The organism is Saccharopolyspora sp. NPDC002578 (genome assembly GCF_053592695.1).
The window spans coordinates 1-23,040 of sequence record NZ_JBSFWJ010000011.1 but is presented as its reverse complement, the minus strand read 5'-3'; the positions used below and the strand labels follow the sequence as shown (position 1 = coordinate 23,040).

21 protein-coding genes, 2 tRNA genes and 1 other RNA gene are annotated in these 23,040 nt (G+C 70.6%); 7 read left to right on the top strand and 17 right to left on the bottom strand.

The window, feature by feature from the left end; all coding sequences use genetic code 11:
* Positions 1-83: 83 nt before the first annotated feature.
* The 4 genes from ACWD38_RS07975 to ACWD38_RS07960 form a co-directional block, all read right to left on the bottom strand.
* Positions 84-1,772 carry an ABC transporter substrate-binding protein gene (locus ACWD38_RS07975; protein ID WP_184483713.1) on the bottom strand — a complete coding sequence of 563 codons (1,689 nt, stop codon included), beginning with the start codon at positions 1,770-1,772 and terminating at the stop codon, positions 84-86.
* Positions 1,773-2,129: 357 nt separating this feature from the next.
* The gene (locus ACWD38_RS07970; RefSeq protein WP_450123642.1) at positions 2,130-2,708 is read right to left on the bottom strand and encodes a uridine kinase family protein; all 579 of its coding nucleotides are present in this window, start codon (positions 2,706-2,708) and stop codon (positions 2,130-2,132) included.
* A gap of 55 nt (positions 2,709-2,763) precedes the next feature.
* Positions 2,764-3,360: a recombination mediator RecR gene (recR, locus tag ACWD38_RS07965; RefSeq protein WP_184483715.1), complete on the bottom strand. Its 597-nt coding sequence runs from the start codon at positions 3,358-3,360 to the stop codon at positions 2,764-2,766.
* 13 nt (positions 3,361-3,373) lie between these two features.
* A complete protein-coding gene (locus ACWD38_RS07960) occupies positions 3,374-3,721 on the bottom strand; it encodes a YbaB/EbfC family nucleoid-associated protein (protein WP_184485895.1) in 348 nt (115 codons plus the stop codon).
* A gap of 680 nt (positions 3,722-4,401) precedes the next feature.
* Here ACWD38_RS07960 and ACWD38_RS07955 point away from each other — a divergent pair.
* Positions 4,402-6,207: an alpha/beta hydrolase family protein gene (locus tag ACWD38_RS07955; RefSeq protein ID WP_184483718.1), complete on the top strand. Its 1,806-nt coding sequence runs from the start codon at positions 4,402-4,404 to the stop codon at positions 6,205-6,207.
* Between the two features lie 555 nt (positions 6,208-6,762).
* Here ACWD38_RS07955 and ACWD38_RS07950 read toward each other — a convergent pair.
* On the bottom strand, positions 6,763-9,126 hold the full coding sequence (locus ACWD38_RS07950) for a DNA polymerase III subunit gamma and tau (protein WP_450123641.1): 2,364 nt from the start codon (positions 9,124-9,126) through the stop codon (positions 6,763-6,765).
* An 82-nt stretch (positions 9,127-9,208) separates the two neighbouring features.
* Positions 9,209-9,305, bottom strand: an RNA gene (ffs, locus tag ACWD38_RS07945) — signal recognition particle sRNA small type.
* Between the two features lie 116 nt (positions 9,306-9,421).
* On the opposite strand from ffs, the gene ACWD38_RS07940 reads away from it, so the two are divergent.
* From ACWD38_RS07940 to ACWD38_RS07925, 4 genes are all read left to right on the top strand, one after another.
* Positions 9,422-10,087 carry a superoxide dismutase family protein gene (locus ACWD38_RS07940; RefSeq protein ID WP_184483722.1) on the top strand — a complete coding sequence of 222 codons (666 nt, stop codon included), beginning with the start codon at positions 9,422-9,424 and terminating at the stop codon, positions 10,085-10,087.
* A gap of 169 nt (positions 10,088-10,256) precedes the next feature.
* Positions 10,257-10,643, top strand: a complete 387-nt coding sequence (locus ACWD38_RS07935; RefSeq protein ID WP_184483724.1) for a VOC family protein — start codon at positions 10,257-10,259, stop codon at positions 10,641-10,643.
* 104 nt (positions 10,644-10,747) lie between these two features.
* A complete protein-coding gene (locus ACWD38_RS07930; RefSeq protein WP_343071618.1) occupies positions 10,748-11,686 on the top strand; it encodes an alpha/beta hydrolase in 939 nt (312 codons plus the stop codon).
* Between the two features lie 98 nt (positions 11,687-11,784).
* Positions 11,785-11,870 (top strand) — tRNA-Ser (locus ACWD38_RS07925).
* A 377-nt stretch (positions 11,871-12,247) separates the two neighbouring features.
* Here the strand turns inward: ACWD38_RS07925 and ACWD38_RS07920 are convergent.
* From ACWD38_RS07920 to ACWD38_RS07870, 11 genes are all read right to left on the bottom strand, one after another.
* Entirely contained in the window at positions 12,248-12,466 is a 219-nt protein-coding gene (locus ACWD38_RS07920; RefSeq protein ID WP_184483726.1) for a type II toxin-antitoxin system HicB family antitoxin, read from the bottom strand.
* Positions 12,466-12,666 (bottom strand): type II toxin-antitoxin system HicA family toxin, encoded by a 201-nt coding sequence (locus tag ACWD38_RS07915; protein ID WP_184483728.1) that lies wholly within the window; start codon positions 12,664-12,666, stop codon positions 12,466-12,468. The genes ACWD38_RS07920 and ACWD38_RS07915 overlap by 1 nt, the downstream gene beginning before the upstream one ends.
* A gap of 148 nt (positions 12,667-12,814) precedes the next feature.
* Positions 12,815-14,611, bottom strand: coding sequence for an endonuclease/exonuclease/phosphatase family protein (locus ACWD38_RS07910; protein ID WP_450123640.1), 1,797 nt, complete (start codon positions 14,609-14,611; stop codon positions 12,815-12,817).
* Between the two features lie 166 nt (positions 14,612-14,777).
* Positions 14,778-15,611 carry a hypothetical protein gene (locus tag ACWD38_RS07905; RefSeq protein WP_450123639.1) on the bottom strand — a complete coding sequence of 278 codons (834 nt, stop codon included), beginning with the start codon at positions 15,609-15,611 and terminating at the stop codon, positions 14,778-14,780.
* Between the two features lie 6 nt (positions 15,612-15,617).
* Positions 15,618-15,992 (bottom strand): hypothetical protein, encoded by a 375-nt coding sequence (locus ACWD38_RS07900; RefSeq protein WP_450123638.1) that lies wholly within the window; start codon positions 15,990-15,992, stop codon positions 15,618-15,620.
* Positions 15,993-16,274: 282 nt separating this feature from the next.
* Entirely contained in the window at positions 16,275-18,137 is a 1,863-nt protein-coding gene (asnB, locus tag ACWD38_RS07895; RefSeq protein ID WP_184483732.1) for an asparagine synthase (glutamine-hydrolyzing), read from the bottom strand.
* A 338-nt stretch (positions 18,138-18,475) separates the two neighbouring features.
* On the bottom strand, positions 18,476-18,694 hold the full coding sequence (locus ACWD38_RS07890) for a hypothetical protein (protein ID WP_184483734.1): 219 nt from the start codon (positions 18,692-18,694) through the stop codon (positions 18,476-18,478).
* Positions 18,695-19,160: 466 nt separating this feature from the next.
* Positions 19,161-19,248, bottom strand: a tRNA-Ser gene (locus ACWD38_RS07885).
* A gap of 44 nt (positions 19,249-19,292) precedes the next feature.
* Complete coding sequence (locus ACWD38_RS07880; protein WP_184483736.1) at positions 19,293-19,532, bottom strand: CsbD family protein; 240 nt, start codon at positions 19,530-19,532, stop codon at positions 19,293-19,295.
* Positions 19,533-19,607: 75 nt separating this feature from the next.
* Positions 19,608-20,066, bottom strand: coding sequence for a nucleoside deaminase (locus tag ACWD38_RS07875; RefSeq protein WP_184483738.1), 459 nt, complete (start codon positions 20,064-20,066; stop codon positions 19,608-19,610).
* Entirely contained in the window at positions 20,063-20,551 is a 489-nt protein-coding gene (locus ACWD38_RS07870; protein ID WP_184483740.1) for a tRNA adenosine deaminase-associated protein, read from the bottom strand. The genes ACWD38_RS07875 and ACWD38_RS07870 overlap by 4 nt, the downstream gene beginning before the upstream one ends.
* Before the next feature lie 136 nt (positions 20,552-20,687).
* On the opposite strand from ACWD38_RS07870, the gene ACWD38_RS07865 reads away from it, so the two are divergent.
* Positions 20,688-21,662 (top strand): prephenate dehydrogenase, encoded by a 975-nt coding sequence (locus ACWD38_RS07865; protein ID WP_184483742.1) that lies wholly within the window; start codon positions 20,688-20,690, stop codon positions 21,660-21,662.
* 49 nt (positions 21,663-21,711) lie between these two features.
* Positions 21,712-22,911, top strand: a complete 1,200-nt coding sequence (locus tag ACWD38_RS07860) for a thiolase family protein (RefSeq protein WP_184483744.1) — start codon at positions 21,712-21,714, stop codon at positions 22,909-22,911.
* Positions 22,912-23,040: the final 129 nt, after the last annotated feature.

Sequence of the window (23,040 nt, the reverse complement as noted above, 5' to 3'; positions counted from 1 at the left end):
CGTGAACTGCGGAGCGGGGGCCGGACGCGACCGCGGGACCCGCGCGGTCACCTGCGGACGGGTGCGCGTCCGGCCCCACCTGGTCACCCGGTGACGCTGACCCCGGCGAACTCCTCAGCGGTCAGCGGCGACGGGACCAGGCCCTGCACCCGCTCGCTGACCACGATCGCCGGCGGCGAGTGCGACAGCGGCACGGCGGGCAGGTAGTCGCTGAGCAGCTTGCGGTTGACCTCCTGGTAGAGCGCCTCGCGGCGCGCGTCGTCGGGTTCCGCGTCGGCGGTCCGCAGCTCCGTCGCGAGCTGCTCGCCCCACGGGGACGCCGCGGTGTAGAAGCGGTTGTCCGGGGTGCCGAAGAACGTGCCGATGAAGTTGTCCGGCGTGTTGTAGTCGCCGGTCCAGCCCAGCAGGAACACGTCGGCGCGGGCGTTGTCCACGTCGTCGATGTAGCCGCCGTTCCACGGCTTGCTCACCGCGTTCACCGTGATCCCGGCTTCGCGGAGGTCCTCGGCGAGCGCGTTGAAGATGCCCTGCGGGTCCGGCATGTACGGCCGGGTGACCTCGGCGGGCCAGTAGAAGTTCAACGTCAGGTCCGACGCCCCCGCCTCGGCGAGCAGCTGCTTGGCTCGTGCCGGGTCGTGCGGGTACTGCTGCACGTCGTCGGCGTAGCCGTCGACGGTGTCCGGGTAGAACTCCTTCGCGACCTCGGCGCCTTCCGGCAGGTTCGCCTTGACCAGGTTCTCCCGGTCCACCGCGTGCGCCAGCGCCTGGCGGACCCGCAGGTCCCGCAGCGCCGGGTTGTTCTTCTGCGTGATGCCCAGGTACATGATGTTGAACGGGTCGCGGACCTCGACCTTGTTTCCCGCGTCGCGCAACGCCTTCAGGTCGGCGGCGTTGGGGAAGTCGTAGGCGTCGATGCCGCCGGATTCGAGTTCCTGCTTGCGCGTCGTCTCGTCCGGGATGATCCGGAACGTGAGGTCGTTGAGCTTGGCCTTCTCGCCCCAGTACTCGTCGTTGCGCTCCAACCGGATCGCGGCGTTGCCCGAGTCGTAGGAGGCGAACTTGAACGGCCCGGTGCCCGTGGGGTGCGCGCTGGCGTACTCGGGGTAGGCGAAGCTGTCGCCCACGGCCCGCACGTCGTTGGCCTTGTAGCGCTCCATCGCCGTCGGCGACTGCATGCTGAACGACGGAAGTCCCAGCAGGTCGGGGAACTTCGAGGTCGCGCGCGTCAGGTGCACCGTGGCGGTGGTGGCGTCCGGGGACTCGCACGACGCGTACAGCGAAGGCTTCGCGCCGTCGGAGAAGCCGCCGAAGTTCTCGATCCAGTAGTACGACAGCGCGTTGTTCTGGCCCGCGCCGGTCTGGTCGTACCAGCGCTCGAAGTTCTTGCAGACGGCCTCGCCGTTGAAGTCGGTGCCGTCGTGGAACTTCACGCCCTGGCGCAGGTGGAACGTCCAGGTCTTGCCGTCGGGGCTGTGCTCCCAGCGCTCCGCGAGTTCGGGTTCGACGTCCGCGGTGCCCTCCTTGAACCCGACGAGACCCTCCATGATCTGGCGGGTCACCCGGAACGTCTCCCCGTCGGACGCGTAGAACGGGTCGAAGAGGTCCGGGGCGCCGGCGGCGCCGAAGGTGAGGCTGCCGCCTTCACCACCGCCTTCGCCGCGCTGCGATTCGGCGCATCCTGCCGCTGCGACCGCTAATGCGCAGGTGAATCCCACTACGGCGGTCCGACGCCGGACGCTGGTCGAACGGAGCGGCCTCGACGGAGCTCTCATCTAAGCACCTCGATGTGTCTCAAGTCTCACATTGTCGAGAACAGTAGTCCGCCGCGCCGCCCCTTTGGAGTAGTTGAGGTTACGATCTCGCTACTCGCGCGGGCTTCGCGCACTTCTTTTTCCCGCGAGTTCCCGAAATACTGGGAATTCGGCCTCCGCTCTCGCAGCGCGTCCTCATTTCGGACCGATCACGTCCGCTGACCTCGAAAGATCCTCGATGACCCCGGCAGATGATCCGAGGACGATCAATTAACCCGGACGGCGCAACGAATTGTGGACCGTTCACCTGAACCGCGATGCGCGGCGAGAAGCCGGAAACGAGCACCGGCGAAGATCGAATTGCGTCCCGTCGCGGGATCAGCCCGGCGGGCGGGCGTGGACGTCGGCGCGGGCTCGGGTGCCGTCCGCGGCGAACCACTCGCGCTCGAAGCGCTGCCAGCGGCGCAGTTCACGACGGGAACCTTCACCGTCGCGGGCCACGGCGCGCTCCAACCGCAGCGACTCCGCCGCCTCCACCCAGACCGCCGTGGACAGATCGGGTGCTACCTCAGCGCGAGCAGCGGAAACCCCTTCCAGCACCAGGATTCGCGGCACCGCCACCTCGACGCGAGCCCCGAGCACCGGCCGCCCGCCCGGCCACTCCGTGCGCCGGTAGCTCCCGGCGCGCCCCGCCCGCAGCGGTTCGAGCACGCCGTCCCGCAACCGGGGCCACCACTGCACGGGCTCGTCCCACGTGGCGAAGTCATCGGTGCGGATCAGCCGCACCCGGCCGGAATCGGCGCCGCCGTCCAGGCGGGCCACCAGCAGGTCGGCGAACGTGGACTTGCCGGAACCCGACGGCCCGTCCACCGCCACGAGCCGCACCCCGCCGAGCCGGGCCGGAGCCGCCCGGGCGTGCTCGGCCGCCGCGACGAGGGCCGCCGCGAAGTCGCTCATCGCGCACCACGCGGCGAGCACCGCGCGGGCGGGCGCACGTCCCGCCCGCGCGCGCTCACATCGACCGGCGCCCCGACAGGGCGCGCCCCAGCGTCAGCTCGTCCGCGAACTCCAGGTCACCGCCCATCGGGAGCCCCGAAGCCAGTCGCGTCACGTTCAAACCGGGGAAGTCCCGCAGCATCCGCACCAGGTACGTCGCCGTGGCCTCCCCCTCGGTGTTCGGGTCCGTCGCGATGATCACCTCGGTGATCTCGTCGGTGCCGATGCGCGTCAGCAGCTGCCGCACCCGGAGCTGGTCCGGCCCGATTCCCGACAACGGATCCAGCGCCCCGCCGAGCACGTGGTAGCGGCCCTTGAACTCGCGGGTGCGCTCCACCGCGAGCACGTCCTTGGGCTCCTCCACCACGCACACCAACGACACGTCGCGGCGCGCGTCCTGGCAGATCCGGCACTTCTCCTGCTCGGAGACGTTGCCGCAGACCTCGCAGAACATCACGCCTTCCTTGACCTTCTGCAGCACCTCCTGCAGCCGGGTCACGTCCGCCGGTTCCGCCGCCAGCAGGTGGAAGGCGAGGCGCTGGGCGCTCTTCGGACCGATGCCGGGCAGCCTGCCCAGCTCGTCGATCAAGTCCTGGACCGGACCTTCGTACACTGTGGACGCTCCGTCACATGCCGGGCAGGCCGAGGCCGCCCAGTCCCTGACCGCCCAGCGCGCCGGTCACCGGACCCATCTTCTCGGCCTGCAGCTCCTGCGCCGCGCGGTTCGCGTCGCGCACCGCGGCCACCACCAGGTCCGAGAGGGTCTCGGTGTCCTCGGGGTCGGCGGCCTTCGGGTCGATGTCGACCGACTTCAGCTCGCCCGTGCCGCTGACGACCGCCGTCACCAGGCCGCCGCCCGCGGTGCCGGTGGCCTCCGCGTCGGCGAGTTCCTGCTGCGCGGTCATCAGCTGCTGCTGCATCTGCTGCGCCTGTTCCATGATCTGCTGCATGTTCGGCTGGCCACCCGGTTGCACCGTGGTCCTCCCAGAGCTGTTCTTGGTCACCGCTGGAGTTCGCCGCGTGGCGTTCGCACCCGGCGTTCCGGTCGCGTGACCGGTCCGAACCCAGCGTGGGCACGTGCCCGAACCGGGCACACCACCAGGGTAGTCGTGCCCCGCCGCCACCCGGCGCAACCACCCAGCATGTCCCCCACGCCGCCCACCGACCGCGGTGAACGGACCGCTTGTCCAACGGGATCGGACGAACGGGCCGTTCACCGCACCACGCACCCTGCACCTCGGAAATGCAGTGAACGGACCGTCCGTCCAACGGGATTGGGCGAACGGTCCGTTCACCCGGACCCGCAGCCCGGGGCGACGGCTCGGTTGAGCTTCCGAGGCCCTGGCAGGGGTGGAGTGAACGGACCGCTTGTCCAACGGGATCGGACGAACGGGCCGTTCACTCGAAACCGGCGCGGCCCCAGCGGACGGCACCTCCGCGTCGTGGTGTGGAGCGGATGGGGTGAACGGACCGTTCGTCCAACGGGATTGGGCAAGCGGTCCGTTCACTCACGGGGCCGTGCGCTGCCGGTTCCGCTGCGCGCCGGAATCCGCCATCGGGATGCCGAGGCGCCGCCGACCACCGCAACGATCGAGGTGTTGATCATCACCTACCGGTCGATCACCGCGGCGGGTGTGCGTGACAAGGTGAGCGCATGGCGGTGGACATGGTGCGGTTGCTGGAACTGGCGAGCTGGCGGGCGTTCGACGTGGACGAGGCGGGACGAGTGCTCGCCGGGTCAGACGAATCGGGCTCCACCCAGCTCGTGGAGCTGTCCCCGAACGGCCGCGTCACGGCGCTCACCGCCCTGTCCGGTGCCGTCACCGGCCGCTACCTGCCCGGTGAGCGGGCGGCGATCATCCAGCACGACACCGGCGGCAACGAACGCGGCCAGCTCTCCCTGATGCGCCTGGACCGCCGCCGCACCCGGCCCGCCGAACTCGGCGACCTCCAGCCGCTGGTGCGCGACCCGAGGTACGTCCACCGGCTGCTCGACGTGCTGCCCGGCCGGCTCGTGTACTCCACGAACAGGCGCAACGGGGTCGACTTCGACGTCGTCATCCGCAGCGCGGTCACCGGCGAGGAAATCGTCGTCTACGACGGCGGCGGCATGGTGCAGGAGGTCGTCGCCTCCCCCGACAGCCACTACCTGGCGCTGACGCTGCCCGGGGCACAACCGATGTCCGACCGGATCCTGCTGGTCGACACGATGCCCGCGACCGCCGACGAGCGGTTCCGCCCCCTCACCGGCCTCGGCGAGCACACCCGCAGCACCCACATCCGCTGGCTGCCCGACGACTCCGGGCTGATCGTGAGCACCAACGCCGACCGGGACCGCACCGGTGTCGCCCGCCTCGACGCGCGCACCGGGCAGCGCACGTGGCTGGTGACCTCCGAGGAGCACGACCTGCTGGGCTGGTTGTCCCCGGACGGGCGCACGCTGCTGGTGCAGACCAACGAGGACGGCGCCGCGAGGCTCGCGCTGCACGACGCGCGGACCGGGGAGCTGCGCCGCTCGGTGCCGCTGCCCGGCGACGGGTGGTGTTCGTTCCCGCTGCCCGCACCGGTGTGGTCGCCGGATTCGCGGCTCATCGCCCTCTCGTTCAGCTCGCCGGAGGTGCCCGGCGACGTGCTGGTGATCGACGCCGAGCAGGAGGCGCCGCCGATCACGATGACCGACTCCGCCGCCGCGCTCGCCGGTGAACGGCTCGCGACGCCGACCGCGCACCGGGTGCCCGGCGCCGAGGTGCCCTGCTTCGTCTACGAACCCGCCGAGCCGACCGGCTCCTCCGTGCTGATGATCCACGGCGGCCCGGAAGGCCAATCGGTGCGCACGTTCAACCCCGTCGTGCAAGGACTCGCCGCGCAAGGGCACACCGTGCTGGTGCCGAACGTGCGCGGCTCCACCGGCTACGGCAAGAGCTGGTACAGCGCCGACGACGGGCGCAAGCGGCTGGACTCGGTGCAGGACTTGGCGGCGTTGCACGAGTGGCTCCCGCAACTCGGCCTCGACCCGGCCCGGTCGGCGTTGTGGGGCGGTTCGTACGGCGGGTACATGGTGCTGGCGGGCCTGGCCTTCCAGCCGCGGCGGTGGGCGGCCGGGGTCGACATCGTGGGCATCTCGTCGCTGGTGACGTTCCTGGAGAACACCTCGCCGTACCGTCGGGCGCACCGGGAGCGGGAGTACGGATCGCTGGCCGACGACGCCGATTTCCTGCGCGAGGCGTCGCCGCTGACGCACGTGGACGAGATCTCCGCGCCGCTGTTCGTGATCCACGGGGCGAACGACCCGCGGGTGCCGCTGTCGGAGGCGGAGCAGCTCGCGGAGGCGGTGCGCCGCAACGGCGTCGAGTGCGAACTGCTCGTGTTCGACGACGAGGGCCACGGCTTGGCGAAGCGCTCCAACCGCTTGAACGCCTACCCCCGCGCCCTGGCGTTCCTCACCCGCCACCTCATCTGACCCCCGCGCGCCCACTCCCGGAGTGAGCGGCCCGTTCGTCCCATCCCGTTGGACGAACGGTCCGTTGCCCTGCCCAAAGCACCCTCCCGACGCAGACCCGATGAGAGTGAACGGACCGTTCGCCCAATCCCATTGGACGAACAGGCCGTTCACCCCGCCCAGAGCACTCGCCCGCGCCGTCGGGACCCACTGGTGCGTGAGTGAACGGACCCTTCGCCCAAACCCGTTGGACAAGCGGCCCGTTCACTCCGTCGACCTTGAGCCGCGCCGGAACGCCGATCGCGGCGGCAGCGCCTCGGTTCGGAGTGAACGGACCCTTCGCCCAATCCCGTTGGACGAACAGGCCGTTCACCCTGCCCAAAGCCCGTCCCGACGCAGACCCGATGAGAGTGAACGGCCTGTTCGTCCAATCCCGTTGGACGAACGGGCCGTTCACTCAGTCGCGAGCGTGGCGGGGGTGGTGTGCTCGGGAGCTGCGGTTCCGCGCACGAGAAACGGCGCACGCCCGGATCCGGGCGTGCGCCGTTCTTCTTGCTGCTGCGGGATGTGCCCCGGTCAGTCGTCGATCTTGCGGGCGCCGAGTTCGGCGGCGAAGAGCTCGACGGCCTCCTCCTCGCGGTCGCGGCGCGGAGCCGCTTCGGCCTCCGAGGCCGGGGAGGAGCCCGCGATCATGGCTTCCTCGTCCTCGTCGTCCGGCGGCGGTGCGGGCGGGAGGGCGTCTTCCGGTGGCGGCTCGTCGTCCGGCGGCGGCTCCGGCGGCGGCGGGATGTCGTCGGAAGACGACCGCGCACGGCCGTTGGCCCCGGACGGCCGCGCGGGGCGCTCCGGGGCGGATTTGCCCTGGCCACCGTTGCCGGAGTCCGGCGCGGGCTGCTGCGCCTGCGCTTGCTGCCGGGCGGCGCTCGGGCGGCTGTAGGTCGGCGGAGCGGCGGGCGGCGGCGGTTCCTTCTTCGCACCGTTGCCGGCCGAGCCCGCACCGGCGGGGCGCTGCGGAGCGGGCGCGGACCCTGCTTCGACGCACCGCACCTCGTAGTCCGGCCCCGCGCCGAGCACCTCGCTCATCGCCTCGCGCACGAAGTCGATGCGGCGCTGCTGCGCGAACTGCTTCACCAACCCGGAGGTGGGCATCGTCAGCACCAGCGCGCCGTCGACGTAGTCGTGCACCGTGGCGTTGAGCAGCAACGCCTGCGTCGGCCGATTGCGCTGCGCCACGGCCCGCAGCAGGTCCGCCCACACCCGGCGCACGTCGGCGGCGCCGAAGCCTGCGGAGTGCGCGGCGCCCGGTTCGGCGACGGCGGGCTCGGACGGTTCGGACTGCGGGGGCGCGGCAGCGGGGCGAGCCGGTTCCTGCGACGCGGCGGGAGCGCTCGGGCGTCGATCCGCGTCGCCGTTCGCGGCGGGCGCCGGGGCGGCGGGCTGTTCAGCGGGAGCGGCGGGTTGCTGCTGCGCGACCGGCTGCTCGGGCTCCGGTTCGCGCTGCTCGTTCGCGGGCCGCTGCTCGGCCGCCGGCCGTTCGACCGCAGGCCGTTGCTCGGCGGGCTGCTCGGCGGCGGGTTCGCTCGCGGCCTTCGGCGCGGCGGCCGGCGCCTGCCGGTCCGCGCCGTCGGAGCCGCCGGACGCCTGCCGGTCGCTGGGCCGCTGGAACACCCGCCGACCACCTGCCGGAGCCGCCTCCGCAGCGGGAGCGGCAGTGGCAGCGGGAGCGGGAGCGGGAGCCGAGGGAGCAGCGCCGGATTCGGCCGGAGCCGCCGGGGGCGCCAGCGTCATCCGCCGCTCGACCTGCTCGACGCGTTGCAGCAGCGCGCTTTCCGCCTCGGACACGGCGGGCAGCATCATCCGAGCGCACAGCAGTTCCAGCAGCAACCGAGGAGCGGTCGCCCCGCGCATGTCCTGCAGCCCGGTGTGCACGATCTCCGCGTACCGGGACAGCGTGGCCGCGCCGAGCTGCTCGGTCTGGCTCTGCATCTTGGTGAGCTCGTCGCCCGCCGTGTCGATGAGCCCGCGGGTGCCCGCGTCGGGCACGGCGTGCAGCAGCACGAGGTCGCGGAGCCGGTCGAGCAGGTCGGCGGCGAAGCGGCGCGGGTCGTGCCCGGCTTCGACGAGCTTGTCCACGGTGCCGTACACCGATCCGCCGTCGCCTGCGGCGAGCGCGTCGACCATGTCGTCGATCAGCGCCACGTCGGTGACGCCGAGCAGCGCCACGGCCCGCTCGTAGGTGACGCCTTCGTCCCCGGCCCCGGCGAGCAGCTGGTCGAGCACGCTGAGCGTGTCGCGCGCCGAGCCGCCGCCCGCGCGGATCACCAGCGGGTACACGGCCGGTTCGACCTGCACGCCTTCGTCGCCGCAGATGCGTTCGAGCAGGTCGCGCATGACGCCGGGCGGCATCAGCCGGAACGGGTAGTGGTGCGTCCGGGACCGGATGGTGGTGAGCACCTTGTCCGGTTCGGTCGTGGCGAACACGAAGATGAGGTGTTCCGGAGGTTCCTCGACGATCTTCAGCAGGGCGTTGAAGCCCTGCGTGGTGACCATGTGGGCCTCGTCGATGATGAAGATCCGGTACCGCGACTGGGCGGGCGCGAAGAACGCCCGATCGCGCAGTTCGCGGGTGTCGTCGACGCCACCGTGGCTGGCCGCGTCGAGTTCCACGACGTCGACGCTGCCGGACCCCTCCGGGGCCAGCGCCACGCACGAGTCGCACTCACCGCACGGGTCCGGCGTCGGGCCTTGGGCGCAGTTCAACGACCGGGCGAGGATGCGCGCGCTGGAGGTCTTGCCGCAGCCGCGCGGCCCGGAGAACAGGTAAGCGTGGTTGATGCGCTGCGCCGACAGTGCGGTGCGCAGCGGTTCGGTGACGTGCTCTTGGCCGACGACCTCTGCGAAGGTCGCCGGACGGTACTTGCGGTAGAGGGCGAGCGCCACGGTCGAGACCCTACGCGGTGGCACCGACAGCCCGGATCGGGGCGGACCCGGATCGGGACGCGGGTGCGGCGGCCGGGGAAAAGTAAGCGGGACCCCGCGCACCCGCCAGAGCCCGCTTACCCTTGCTGCCTTCCGGCCCTGGGGGAGTTCACAGGATGGACGTCGCACGGAGTCCCGCCAAGAGTCTAACGCGTCCGCTCCGGGGCTGTGAACGCTCCCCCATCGGGGTCGCTGTCACGCTCACCACCTGGGCCGGTGATCGCCTGTTTCGCCTGTTTCGGGCATGATCTGCGGCATGTCTCAGCGGATCACTTTTGCCGGTCGCCGGGTCCTCGTCCTCGGCAGCGCGGTCGCGGCCCTCGCGCTGACCGCGTGCACGCCCCCTGGCGAGCCGTCCTCCCAGCCGCCCGGTCCGGGCACGCCTCCGCCGCCGGCGGAGCAGACGCAAACCGGTGGCGGCGACGCGAAGACCGGTTCGTTCGAAGGCACGCTGGCGCAGCCCGGCGGCCAGGGTTCGGCCTTCACCTACAACCCGGCGCTCGCGCCGGCGGGGGCGAAGGTCAAGGCCACCGTCGAGGGCTCCGAGCAGTCCACGGTGGTGGACTTCGAGGTCACCGGCTTGCAGCCGAACCGCGGTTACGCGGTGCACGCGCACGTCAACGCCTGCGGCCCGACGGGCGACGCGGCGGGACCGCACTTCCAGAACAAGCAGGACCCGGCCGCCTCGCCGCAGAGCCCGTCCGCGGACCCGGCGTACGCCAACCCGCAGAACGAGATCTGGCTCGACCTGCAGACGGACGCGCAGGGCGCGGGGCAGGCTTCGGCGAACGTGCCGTTCGGCATCACCGGCGAGCGCGCGCCCAAGTCGATCGTGATCCACGAGGAGTCCAACACGAACACCGCCGCCGGCCAGGCCGGCAAGGCCGGTGGCCGCGCGGCCTGCTTGAACATCGAGTCCTGAGTCCGGAGGCCGGTCGGCGCGGGGGAACTCGCGCCGACCGGCCCGCACGCTCCGGCGGCCGCCTCGCCGTCGCGGGATGCGGCGGGACATCGCGGGTATCCGATGAGTTCCACGTCCGCCGGGGGTCTACCCGGTGGAACGTGAGCCAGAGCTCTCCAGGAGGCCCGCCATGCGCATGATCTTCGTGAACCTGCCGGTCAAGGACGTGCAGCGTTCGAAGGCGTTCTTCGCCGAACTCGGCTTCGGCTTCAACGACGAGTTCTCCGACGAGAAGACGATCTGCATGGTCGTCGAGGAGAACATCATGGTGATGATGCTGGAGCACGACCGCTTCGCCGAGTTCGTCAACGGCGACATCAGCGACGCCACGACGACGACCGAGGTCCTCAACTGCCTCAGCGTCGAGACCCGCGACCAGGTCGACGACCTCGTCGCCAAGGCCATCGAGGCGGGCGGCAAGCCGTGGAAGCCGAGCTCCGAGATGGGGCCGATGTACGGCGGGAGCTTCCAGGACGTCGACGGCCACGTGTGGGAGCTGATGTACGCCGGGAGCTGAACCTCTCGTGACCGGGCGTTTCCCCGTTCAGCGGTGGGCGGGCGGAGATCGTCGGTGGTGGCGCCTAGCCTCGGCCTGGACTCCGATCGGAAGCCGAGGACCCCGTGCCGCTCGAACTGGACCCCGAACTGAAACCGGCGATGGAGGCGTACTTCGCGAACCGCCCCGCGCCCGAGGCCCGCGGCGACGCGCTCGCGATCCGACGCCAGATCGAGACGGCGATGAGCGCGGCCGCCGCGCTGCCGCCGGTGCCGGGCGTGTCCAGGAGCGACTTCACCGCGACCAGCGCCGACGGCGCCGAGATCGCGCTGCGGTGGCTCGCCCCGGACGGCGAACGGTCCGGCTCGGCGGTGGTGTGGCTGCACGGCGGCGGGATGGTCTTCGGCGACGTCGATCCGTGCCTGCCGCAGGCCGCCCGGCTCGCCGCCGCCTCCGGGGTCCCGGTGCTCGCCGTGGACTACCGGTGCGCGCCCGAGCACCCCCACCCCGCGCCCGTCGAGGACGCCTACGCGGCTTCGGCCTGGCTGCACGAGCACGCCGCCGAGCTGGGGGTCGACCCCGCGCGCATCGCGATCATGGGTGAGAGCGCGGGCGGCGGTCTCGCCGCGGGCGTCACGCTCCTGGCGCGGGAACGCGGGTTGCCGCTGGCCCGACAGGTCTTGATCTACCCGATGCTCGACGACCGCAACATCGAACCGGACCCCGAGCTGGAATCGCTGGCGACCTGGTCCTACGACCGCAACTTCACCGGCTGGCACGCGCTGCTCGGCGACCTCGCGGGCACCGCGGACGTCCCCGCGATCGCAGCGCCCGCCCGCGCCGACGATCTCAGCGGCCTGCCCCCGGCCTACGTGGACGTCGGCGACCTCGACATCTTCCGGGACGAGGACATCGAGTACGCCCGCAGGCTCGCCGCCGCGGGCACGCCGGTGGAACTGCACGTGCGGCCGGGGTGCCCGCACGCGTTCGAGAGCGCCGTCCCGGAGGCGGCCGTGGCGCAGCGCTCGCAGCAGGATCGGATCCGGGTGCTGCGCGCGCTCTGAGCGGTGTCGCGCCCGCGCGGTCGATCTTCGCCGCCGCTGGTCAGCACGCGGGGGACCCCTGCACGAGCTGATCATCGGCCTCACGTACACTTCCGCGTGGAGGATTGGCCGAGCGGCCTAAGGCGCACGATTGGAAATCGTGTTGGGTTAATAGCCCTCACGGGTTCGAATCCCGTATCCTCCGCCGATCGGAAGGCCCGGTGCTCAGCGAGCACCGGGCCTTCCGCGTTTCGCGGACCCGGATCCGCACGACCCCGGCGCCCACCGAACGCCGTGGCGCGACCTCGGCTCGGGCCGCTGCGGCATCGCCCGCGCCGCTAGGCCGAATCGCCCAGCTCCTGCACTTCACCTTTCGACGCGTCCCGCTGCGGTTGCCCCATAACTCCCCCCTTCGTCACCCAGTGACCACAGCGTACTCACTTTGAGTGACCCCCAGTAGAGGAAGTTCCCAGGAGCGGTGAACCAGTCGAAGATCGTCTTGCCCAGCGGGGACGGCCTCGCACAACATCGAGCCCCGGAGCGGACGAACGCGCACCGGGGCTCGGCTCACCCGAACTCTGATCAGGCCGCTTCGATGGTCACCGCACCGACCACGGTCGGCGTCGGGACCACGTCACCGTCCTCGCGAATCCCTTCCAAGTGGAATTCGACGGCCTCGCGCATGAGCAAGACGCATTCCTGATAAGTGGCGGCCGCTGCGGCGACTCCGGGGAGGTCAGGAGCCCAGGAGCTGAAGCCCCCCTCGTCGTCCCGCTCGACGAGCACGAGATATTCGCTCACTACGGCCTCCGATCGAGTCCAGCCTGCTTCAGGATGCTCGCCTCGGTGCGCGGGTGCAACGTATCGCTGGGCTTTCCGGCTACCGTCACCTTCCCCGGCTTGACCGGGTGCTGATACTGGCGATGACTGCCACGGGTTCGTTTCAGCACCCAACCGTCCGCCTCGATCCACTTGAGCAACTCCCCCACTTTGAACGGCAACGGCGATCCTCTCGCTCGCGGTGAGATACTCGAATCTCCGCGAAACTCTGATCACCCTTGTATCGGGTCTCACCTCCCGGAACCTGAGCGGCGCCACCTGATCGAAGTCCTTCTTTTCCTTGCGTTCCAAGGAAAACCAAGCGGCGGATCACCGCATGCGGATGAGTTGGGGGTCGTGGTCGCTGGCCTGGTCGGCGAACTCGGCGTTGATGTGCACGACGTCGTAGTCGACCTCGCCGACGCCGGGGGTGATCAGGACGTGGTCGAGGGCTTGGGCGTTGCCCTCGTAGACGTAGCTGTAGCGCTCGGTCGGCGGCAGCGACGCCGCGGGCGACGACAGCAGCCCTCCGTCGGTCAGCGCGGACACCGCCGGGGAGAAACCGAAGTCGTTGAGGTCGCCGGTGACCAGGACCTTCGCCTGCGGGTCGATCGCCACCAGGTCGGCGACGAACCCACGCACCAACCGGGCCTGCGCGATCCGCTGCTGTTCCGAGCTCCGCACCGGGGGCTGCACACGACCGTGCAGCGGCTGGTCGCCGCCCTTGGAGGTGAAGTGGTTCGCGACCACGAACACCTGCTCGCCGCGGAAGGTGAACTCGCCGACGAGCGGCTTGCGGCTGGCCCGCCACGCGTCGTCACCCGGCGCGATCCGGCCGGGTGAGGCGCTCAGCCCCGCCCGCTCACCGGATTCGACGGCCTCCACGGGAGTTCCCGCGTCCCCGCCGGGACGGTCCACGAAGGACACCCGCGCCGGGTCGAACAGGAACGCCACCCGGATGTTGCCGCCCGGTTCGCCGCCGTCGGCCCCGTCGACCGGGTCGATCTGCCGCCACTCGTAGTGCGGCCCGCCGGCCGCTTCGATCGCGTCGGCGAACCGGCCCAAGGTCCGGTCCGCGGTGACCACGCCGTCGTCGGTGGCTCCGGTGTCGTCCTGCACCTCCTCCAGCGAGATCACGTCGGGGGCGGCGAGGTTCGTGGTCACGCCGTGGGCGAGCCGGTCGAACTTGCCCTGCTCGTCGGTCGCGGAGAGGTTCTCGACGTTGTAGGTCGCCACCACCAGCTCGTCCTCGCCCGGCGGGCGGGTGACCTCCGGGCGCACCCCGACGGGCCGGTGCTCGCCCAGCGCCGTCGCCGCCAGCAGGTAGCCGCCGAAGCGGCTGTAGTCCAGCGGGCCTTCGGTGCGCCCGGCGAGCTGATCGCCGACGTTCGCCGCCGGAGCGGGCGCGCCGATCGGCTCCACCTTCAACCGCCCCGAGTTCTGCTGGTCGTAGCCGGTGTAGGTGGTGGTGCCGCGCTCGCCCGTGTTCTGCCCGGGCTTCGAGGTGACGGTGAGCGCGCCGTAGGAATCCGCTGGCCCGACGACGCGGGCGTCCTCGACGGCGATGGCCATGTGCTCGCGGGACTCGTAGAAGTCCAGCGCGAACCGGGCCGGGTCCAGCGGTAGCGCGTCCAGCTCGCCGTCCGGCGCGTACGCCTCCGGCACCGAATCCGGGGTGATCGGTTCCGCCGCGGGGACCGGCGCGGTGCCGGTGACCTGCCACGTCGCACCGGCGAGCTCGGTGACCGACTGGTTCGGCGTGGTCTCCGGCTGCTCGCCGTCACCGACCGCGTAGTACTCGGCGACGGTGCCGGACACAGACACCGCGTCGCCCACCGCGACCCGCGGCGCCTCGTCGGGGGTGTAGACGAACAGGCCCTCGCTGGTGCGCGGATCACCGTCCGGATTCGGGTCCTGGAACCAGAAACCCGGCGAATTCCCCTCCGGGCGCACCGCCGTGACGACACCCCGGACCCCCGCGACCTCCTGGCCCAACAGCGGGGAAACCCGGCCTGCGCCTTGGACGTCGTGGATCCGGACCTCCGCCGCGGCGGCGGAGCCCGGCAGCACCACCAGCACCCCGCACGCGGCCAACGCTCCGGCCAGCACCTTCGACGATCCGTGCACGAGCTCACTCCCCTGTCACTCGACGATCAGTCGAGGACAGACGGTACTGCGCCGGGGTGACCGAAGACCCCAGTTCGCATGGCGAACCGGCGACGCACGGGTCCGCACCGCCGAAGCGGCGCGGACCCGCAGGAGGCTACGAGCGGCTTTACATCGGGCCACCAAGCTAGACCTGCGGTGCCAGGAAGTCCCTCTTGCCGATGTCTTGGAGAACCTGGTCGAGCGACTTTTCCACCTCGCGTGTCTCCTCCCCGACAGCGGTCAGCACTGCGTCGAGCTTGATGAGGGTGTCGTCAGCGATGCTGTACCACTCGCTGCCCACGGGCGTCGATGATGTGGAATCGAGGTGAGTACCGATCGTCTGGATCGCAGCGGCTGCCGCTCCCACGATCGCGCCAACGACAGCTCCATGAGCTCCGCCGGTCGGCGCCCCGATAGTGAACCCGGTGGCGATGGCGCTGATCACGGTCGTCAGGGAGCTCGCGGGGGACGACCTCCTGGCAAGTTCGACGCTCTCGTCGATCGCGCGAGTGGCATTGTCGATGAGATCCAAGTATCTCTGACGCGCCTGATCGATGACGGCTTCATGGGCCTCCATGACGCACTGCATTGCAAGGGCGGCTGAATACTGACGCGCCATAGAATCCGAGAGCCGCCTCAGGTAATGGTTTTTGAAATTGTACGAGGCACTTCTAGAATCGCCCGACCAACCATCAAGCATGCGCCTAATATCTCCGATCGGCCCCGCGTTCTCCAGTTCATAATGGACCAAAACAGTGCGCACTTCGCTCTCGATACGCTCGATCACAGGCGTCGTACCACCTGAAATAAGACCCATCCCGCGAAATGTGTTGTAGTACTGGTCGAATCGAACCATCCGCTCCTCGGTCATATCGCCCATGTAAACGAAGCTCTCCTGGAACTTCTCGTTCGACACCCGCTTGAACTCCTGATCAGCGGATTCCGCGTCCGCAAAGAACGCTCGGTCGTCCTTCGGCATGGCGAATCACCCTCCGATCTGGTCACCACTGACGAACTGGAGCAGCTTCTCGAGCTCAGCTGAAGCCCGCGCATCGGACTCCTCGTACTCGTCAGCGGTCCGCAGGAGCGCCTCAGCCGCATCTTCCACCCGGCTCGTCGAGGTCGTCATCCCCTCAACTATGCCGGCACTCACCTGGTGCCACTTCCCACCCAGCACACCGAACGGCGATACACCAGGACCAAGGAACCAGCCCCCACCAAACGCTCCGGCAGCGGACTCGTCCGCACCTTCGAATCCAACGCGCGCCGATCTGATGTCGTCAGCTATCTGCCTCAGTATCTTGGCCGAATCCCGGATCGCACCGGTGTCGTGGGAATAGCTCGAACCATCTTCCGTCATGATACGTGATCAGCCCCCAATGTTGATCAGCTTCATATCCGACACAGGGCGGCGCCACGCATCTGCTGATCGGCAGGGCGGATCCGGACGCGGGCCGATTCGGCCGCGCGTCCAGATCGAACACGCCCTGCGTCCCCCAGCTCGATCCCCCTGATCGATGCCCGACCGCCTTGCGATGAACCGAACATATCGGACGGAACACCGCTCGGTCGCGGTTTTCGGGGAGATCGGGAAGATCTCGGCGACGAATTGCTCCAAATGGGGACGATCCAGCGCTTTTCCCTACGGCACCCGGATCTGCGGGCGGTAGACGTCGAACCAGGTGGCGATGTCCAGGGCGCGGTCGAGCTTCTCCCGCTCGTAGTCGGGCAGCACCGCCGGCGGCGTGTTCACCGTGACCTCGAACCACTTGCGGTAGATCACCTGGAACATCGGGTGGTCCTGGGCGAGCAGTTCACGGCCCATCGCCTGCAACTTGCCCGCGTAGCCGGGGTCCTGAGTGGACGGGTACGGGCTCTTCACCCGCTTCAGCACCGACTGCGGCAGCACGTCCCGCGTCGCCGCGCGCAGCAGGCTCTTCTCCCTGCCGTCGAAGCTCTTCATCGCCCACGGCGCGTTGTAGACGTACTCGACCAGGCGGTGGTCGCAGAACGGGACCCGCACCTCCAGGCCGACGGCCATGCTGATGCGGTCCTTGCGGTCCAGCAGCGCCCGCAGGAACCGGGTGAGGTGCACGTGGCTGATGACGCGCATCCGCGCCTCGTGCGCGCCCTCCCCCGGCAGCGGCTCGACCTCGGCCACCGCGTCGCGGTAGCGGTCCTTCAGGTACGTCATCAGGTCGATCCCGCGGTCCAGGTCCGGGTCGAAGAACTCCGAGACGGCGGGCCCGCCGTCGTCCTCGGAGGCCTCGCCCGCGGCCAGCACCGGCACCATCCACGGGAAGATGTCGGCCTGCTGCGCCACGGGGTCGTGGAACCACGGGTAGCCGCCGAACAGCTCGTCGGCGGTCTCCCCGGACAGCGCGACCGTGGAGTGCTCGCGAACGCCCTGGAACAGCAGGTACAACGACACGTCGGTGTCGGCGGCTCCGACCGCGAAGTCCTTCGCCGCGATCACCCGCCGCCGGGTGGCCGGGTCGGCCAGCGCCGCGTCGGAGAGCACGATGTCCCGGTGCACCGATCCGACGTGGTTCGCCACGTCGTGCACGAACGGCGAGTCCGGGGTGGCGCGCATGTCGTCGGGCTGGAAGTTGTCGGCGAGCCCGACGAAGTCCACCGAGAAGCTGCGCACCTTCTCCCCCTGCGCGGCCAGCTGCTGCGCGGACAGGGCGGTGAGCGCGCTGGAGTCCAACCCGCCGGACAGCAGCACCCCGAGCGGCACGTCGGCGGTGAGCTGGCGCCGCACCGTGTCGTCGAGCAGCCCGCGGATGCTGCTGATCGTCGTGTCCAGGTCGTCGGGGTGCTCCGCGGTGCGCAGCTTCCAGTACGTGCGCTCGCGCAGGCCCGCGCGGTCCACGACCACGAGCGTGCCCGGCACCACCTCGCGCATCCCGGCCCAGATCGCGTGCCCCGGTGTCTTGACGCCGCCGAGCAGTTCGCTGACGCCGTCGGCCTCCACGACGGGCTCGACGTCGGGGTGGGCCAGGATCGCCTTCGGCTCCGAGCCGAACAGCACGCCGTCCCCGGTCTCCTGGAAGTAGAACGGCTTGATGCCCATCCGGTCGCGCACCATGACGAGCTTCTCGTCCCGCGCGTCCCAGATCGCGAAGGCGTACATGCCGTTGAGCCGGTCGACGAGCGCCTCGCCCCATTCGAGGTAGGCGTGCAGCACCACCTCGGTATCGCTGGAGGTCCGGAAGCGGTGCCCGCGAACGCGGAGTTCTTCGCGCAATTCCGCGAAGTTGTACGCCTCACCGCTGTAGGTCAGCACGACCGATCCGTCGGGGGTGTCGACCCGCATCGGCTGCGCACCGCCTTCGAGGTCGATCACCGCCAGCCTGCGGTGGCCCAACGCGACGTGCCGGTCCAGCCAGATCCCCGCCGCGTCCGGTCCGCGGCAGGCCATCGTTTCGGTCATCGCCTCGACGACGTGCCTCTTCCGGTTCAAGTCGTCGCCGAACGACACCATTCCCGCGATTCCACACATGTTCCGCGCTCCTCCGCCGATGGAGCCTGCTCACCGGCCCCCTCCCGGAGCATTCCGCTTCCATTCTCGGAATTTCACCAAATATCGGCCTCGAGTTCGCGCGGGATTTCCCTGCGCCAGTCGCGATTCCTCGGAATCGGCAGCGCGGACACGCCCGAACGGCGCATCGGACGTTCCACCCGGAAATGCGAGAGCGACCTTCTCGCGGACGCGGAAGCAGATCCGGACGCGCACCCGGCGCCGGGACGCTGCGGCCGGACAGCCGTTCGCCCTCCGCTCGAGCGCCCCGTCCGGGGCACGCGCGCGAAGGGCGACGTCCGCGAGGGATCAGCGACGACTCACGCGACCCACAGCTGAACAGGCGGATTCGGACCGGGCTCCGCGGGACGGTAGCTGCAGCTCGTCCACCGGCCTTCCTTCTTCCCGACCTCGCACGCCTTGGCGGCCAGGTCGTGCGACGGGTAGGTGCGGTAGTACGACGGGGCGGCCGAGGCCGGTCCGGCGAGCGTGAGCATGCCGACCACCACCGACGCCACGAGCAGAGCGCTGCGCTTCATCGAGAAGAGTCCTCTCAGTTCCGGGAAGTGCTTCGCCACCGAACCTAGGACGCCGCGAACCTCGCCCCCGAAAGGATGACGGCTCCACCCGAACAATTAGGGAATCCCTCCGACCAGCCGTTTCTCCACAGCGCCGAAGTATGCCGCTACGGCCGGGCTTCAGCCCCTTTCCCAGCCTGATGAATCGACGAATTGCCTGAACGGGCAAACCTTTTTCCCCGATTTCCTCCGTTCGATTCGCATTGCCGCTCAGTTGCGAATCGCGAGTTCCGCCGCGCCCGTCGCCACCCCGGCGAACCACGGCACGGGCACGGGCACGGGCACGGAAGATCCTCTGCCCGACCCGACCAACCGCCCCTGGCGCGGCACCGGGCTCACCCCGCTCGGCGACATCGCCGCGAACGGCCGCGACCTGGGCTCGAACGCCGAAGAGCCGGTCCCCTCGCGGAGGGAACCGGCTCTTCGCTGGCGGTAGCGGTGGGATTCGAACCCACGGAGGCTCTCACCTCACGCGCTTTCGAGGCGCGCTCCTTCGGCCGCTCGGACACGCTACCGCCGACAAGGCTACTGGACGCCTGTTCGGCATCCGCAGACGGGGTCAGCGATCAGCGGAACCGCCGGTCCCGCCGCCGGAACCCTTGAACTTGTCCTGGACGTCCTGCACGGCGCCGGCCGCCTTGTCCTTCACGTCCTGGCCGGTCTCCTTCACCTTGCCCTCGACCTGGTCGCGCTTGCCGGCGTCGCGGAGCTCGTCGTTGCCGGTCGCGCTTCCCGTGGCCTCCTTGGCCCGGCCGGTCAGCTGCTGAGCTTGGTGCTTGACCTTGTCGAACACACCCATGGGTGACTCCTTCCGCAGGGTTCGTCACCGTGGGAGTACCCCACTTGATCCGCCATCACGCACAGGTGAGGCAGGTCACCGCCTGCCGTCGAAGAACTCCTCCAGCAGCGCGGCGCAGTCCGCGGCGAGCACGCCGCCGACGACCTCCGGGCGGTGGTTGCTGCGGCGATCCCGCACCACGTCCCACAACGAGCCGACGGCGCCCGTGCGCGGCTCCCACACGCCGAACACGACACGGCTCACCCGCGACAGCACCAGCGCGCCCGCGCACATCGTGCACGGCTCCACGGTGACCGCCAGGGTGCATTCGGAGAGCCGCCAGCCGTCGCCCCACGCGCGGGCGGCGGCGCGCAGCGCCAAGATCTCCGCGTGCGCCGTCGGGTCGGCAGCGGCTTCCCGCCGGTTGTGCTCGCGAGCGAGGATCGTCCCGTCCGGGGCCGCCACGACCGCGCCGATCGGCACGTCACCGGTGCTCAACGCACCGGGAGCGACCTCCAGCGCCGCGCGCACCAGCTCGGTGTCGCGGGCCGTCACTGGTCCAGCTTCTCCAGCACGCCCGCGAACTGCTCCCCGAAGCCGCAGCGCTGAGCGATCATCTCCAGCTGCTCGTCCGGGTACAGGTCGACCTCTTCGATGATCACCAGGAGTTCACCCTCGGGCAGACCGATGTCGGAGAGGATCGAGAGGTTGCCCTCCGGCCACACCTCGTCGTCGTCCTCATCCGGGGCGTCCGCGCGCAGCAGGTCGAGCACGTCGGCGGCGATGTCGTAGTCCAGCGCCGCCGCGGCATCCGAGAGCAGCAGGTCCACCCCGCCGGGGATCGGGCGGATCAGGACGAAGAACTCGTCGTCCACATTGCACATGCCGAACACCGCGCCGGTGGAGCGCAAGTCGCGCAGCGCCGTGATCGTGGTGTCGAGCCCACCCAATACCGAGCCGTCCAACGCGCTGCACCGCCACCGGCCGTCCTCACGAACAACGGCAACGGCGAAGCCCGCGACCGGCTCCTGCCCTGTCATGCGCCCAACCGTAGAGCGTGCCGGTGCCACCCGAAAGCACTATTGCGCGCTCGTGACCTTCAGCACCGCGATCGGGGGTGCACAACCGCACGACCGGGTGGCCCGCGCACGCACCGGAGTCGGGCAGGATGTGGTCATGCGGGCCGTGTGCGTGATCGGACTGGGATTGATCGGTGGCTCGGTGCTGCGCGCCGCCACCGCCGCCGGACGCCCTGGTTGGGGTGCCACCGCGGGGGCGGACGACGCCGTCAGAGCCGGTGACGACGGCTACGAGGTCACCGGCATCGAGGACGCGCTGCGCCGCGCGGCGACCGAGGACGCCCTGATCGTCATCGCCACTCCGGTGACCGCCGTGCGCGACGTGCTGCGCAAGATCGCGTGGCACGCGCCGGAGGCCCGGCTCACCGACGTGATCAGCGTGAAGGACGCCGTCGACGCCGAGGTGCGCAGCCTGCTGCCCGGCGCCCGCTACGCCGGTGGGCACCCGATGGCGGGCACCGCGTCGTCAGGGTGGGCCGCCGGCGGCGCCGACCTGTTCCGGGGTTCGCCGTGGGCCGTCGCCGTCGAGGAGGGCACCACGCTCGACGCGTGGCGCGACGCGGCCGCGCTCGCGCTGGACTGCGGCGCCCACGTCGTGGCGGTCTCCGCCGCCGAGCACGACTCGGCGGTCGCCCGCATCTCGCACCTGCCGCACGTGTTCGCGAACATCCTCGCCGCCGTCGGCGCCGACGGCGGGCCGCTCGCGCTGTCGCTGGCGGCCGGTTCCTTCCGGGACTCCACCCGCGTCGCCGCGTCCGAACCGGAGCTGGTGCGGGCCATGACCGAGGGGAACCGGGTGGCGCTGCTCGACGCCGTCGACGACGCGCTCGGCAGGCTCGGCGCGGCGCGCGGCTCGCTCGCCTCCTCCGGGGCGTTGAAGACGACCGTCGACGGCGGTCACGCCGCCCGCGGCGAACTCGACCGGCTCAGCGACGGCGAGTGGACGCGCAGCACGGTGCCGCTGCGCGGCGACCGCGATCTGCGCAAGCTGCGCGACCTCGGCGCCCGCGGCGGACGGGTCACCGCGCTCACCGAGAAGGCCGCCGAGGTGGAACTCCCCGCGACCGAATAGGCCCCGCGCGGACCTTTAACGACGCCACCCGTTCGGTCAGCATGGGGCCATGGCCCGCGCCTACGTCCTCGACGCCGCCCGCACCCCGTTCGGCCGATACCGGGGGGCGCTGTCCGGGATCCGCGTCGACGATCTCGCCGCGCTGCCACTCACCGAACTGCTGCGCAGGCACGGGCCCGCGGGCAGCGGACGGCTGGACCCGGCGCGGGTCGAGGACGTGCTCTACGGCAACACCAACGGCGCGGGCGAGGAGAACCGCAACGTGGCGCGGATGGCCGCGCTGCTGGCGGGGCTGCCCACGACCGTCCCCGGCGTCACCGTGAACAGGCTGTGCGCCTCCGGCGGGGAAACCCTGGTGCAGGCGGCACGAGCGGTGAAGGCCGACGAGGCCGAGCTGCTCATCGCGGGCGGGGTGGAAGGCATGAGCCGCGCGCCGTTCGTGGTGCCGCGCGCCGACCGCGCCATGCCGGACCGGATGGAGACGGCGTCGACCGCCGCGGGCTGGCGGCTGGTGAACCCGCGGATGCCGTCGGCGTGGACGGTGCCGCTGGGGCACGCCGCGGAGCGGACCGCACTCGACCTGAGCATCACCCGCGACCAGCTCGACGGGTGCGCGCTGCGCTCGCACCGCCGGGCCGCCGCCGCGTGGGACGCCGGACTGCACGACGGCTTCACGTTCCCCGTGACCACGCCGGACGGGACGGTGGTGCGCCGGGACGAATCGGTGCGCCCCGACACCGACCTGCGCAAGCTCGGCAGGCTCGGCCCCGCGTTCTCCCCCGACGGTCCCGTCACGGTGGGGAACTCGGCTCCGCTCTCGGACGGGGCGCTGGCCGCGCTGATCGGCACCGAGCAGCAGGCGGAGCGGCTGGGCGTGCGGCCGTGGGGCGAGCTGGTGGGCTCGGTGAGCACCGGTACCGATCCGCACCACTTCGCGCTGTCCGCGGTCCCCGCGATCCGAGCGCTGCTGCGCAAGCTCGACGTCACCGCGGCCGACGTGGACCTGTGGGAGATCAACGAGACGTTCGCCGCGGTCGTGCTCGCCGTCCTCGAACACCTGCCGGGCGTGGACCGGGAACGCGTCAACGTGCACGGCGGCGCCCTCGCCTACGGCCACCCGCTGGGAGCCTCGATGCCCCGCATCGTCCTCGACCTCTGCCGCCACCTCCGCCACCGCGGCGGCGGCCTGGGCATAGCGGCGGCCTCGGTGGGAGTAGGCCAAGGAATGGCCATCGCCATCAGGGCTTGAGGCCTTCTGCCTGGCCTTCGTAGGTGGTCGTTCTGCGGAACCTCAGGTGTCTTCTCGCTGCGGGATCTTTTTCCCAAGTGGCTCCGCCACGAGGGAAAAAGCCGTCCTCGCGAGAAGACACCTGAGAAC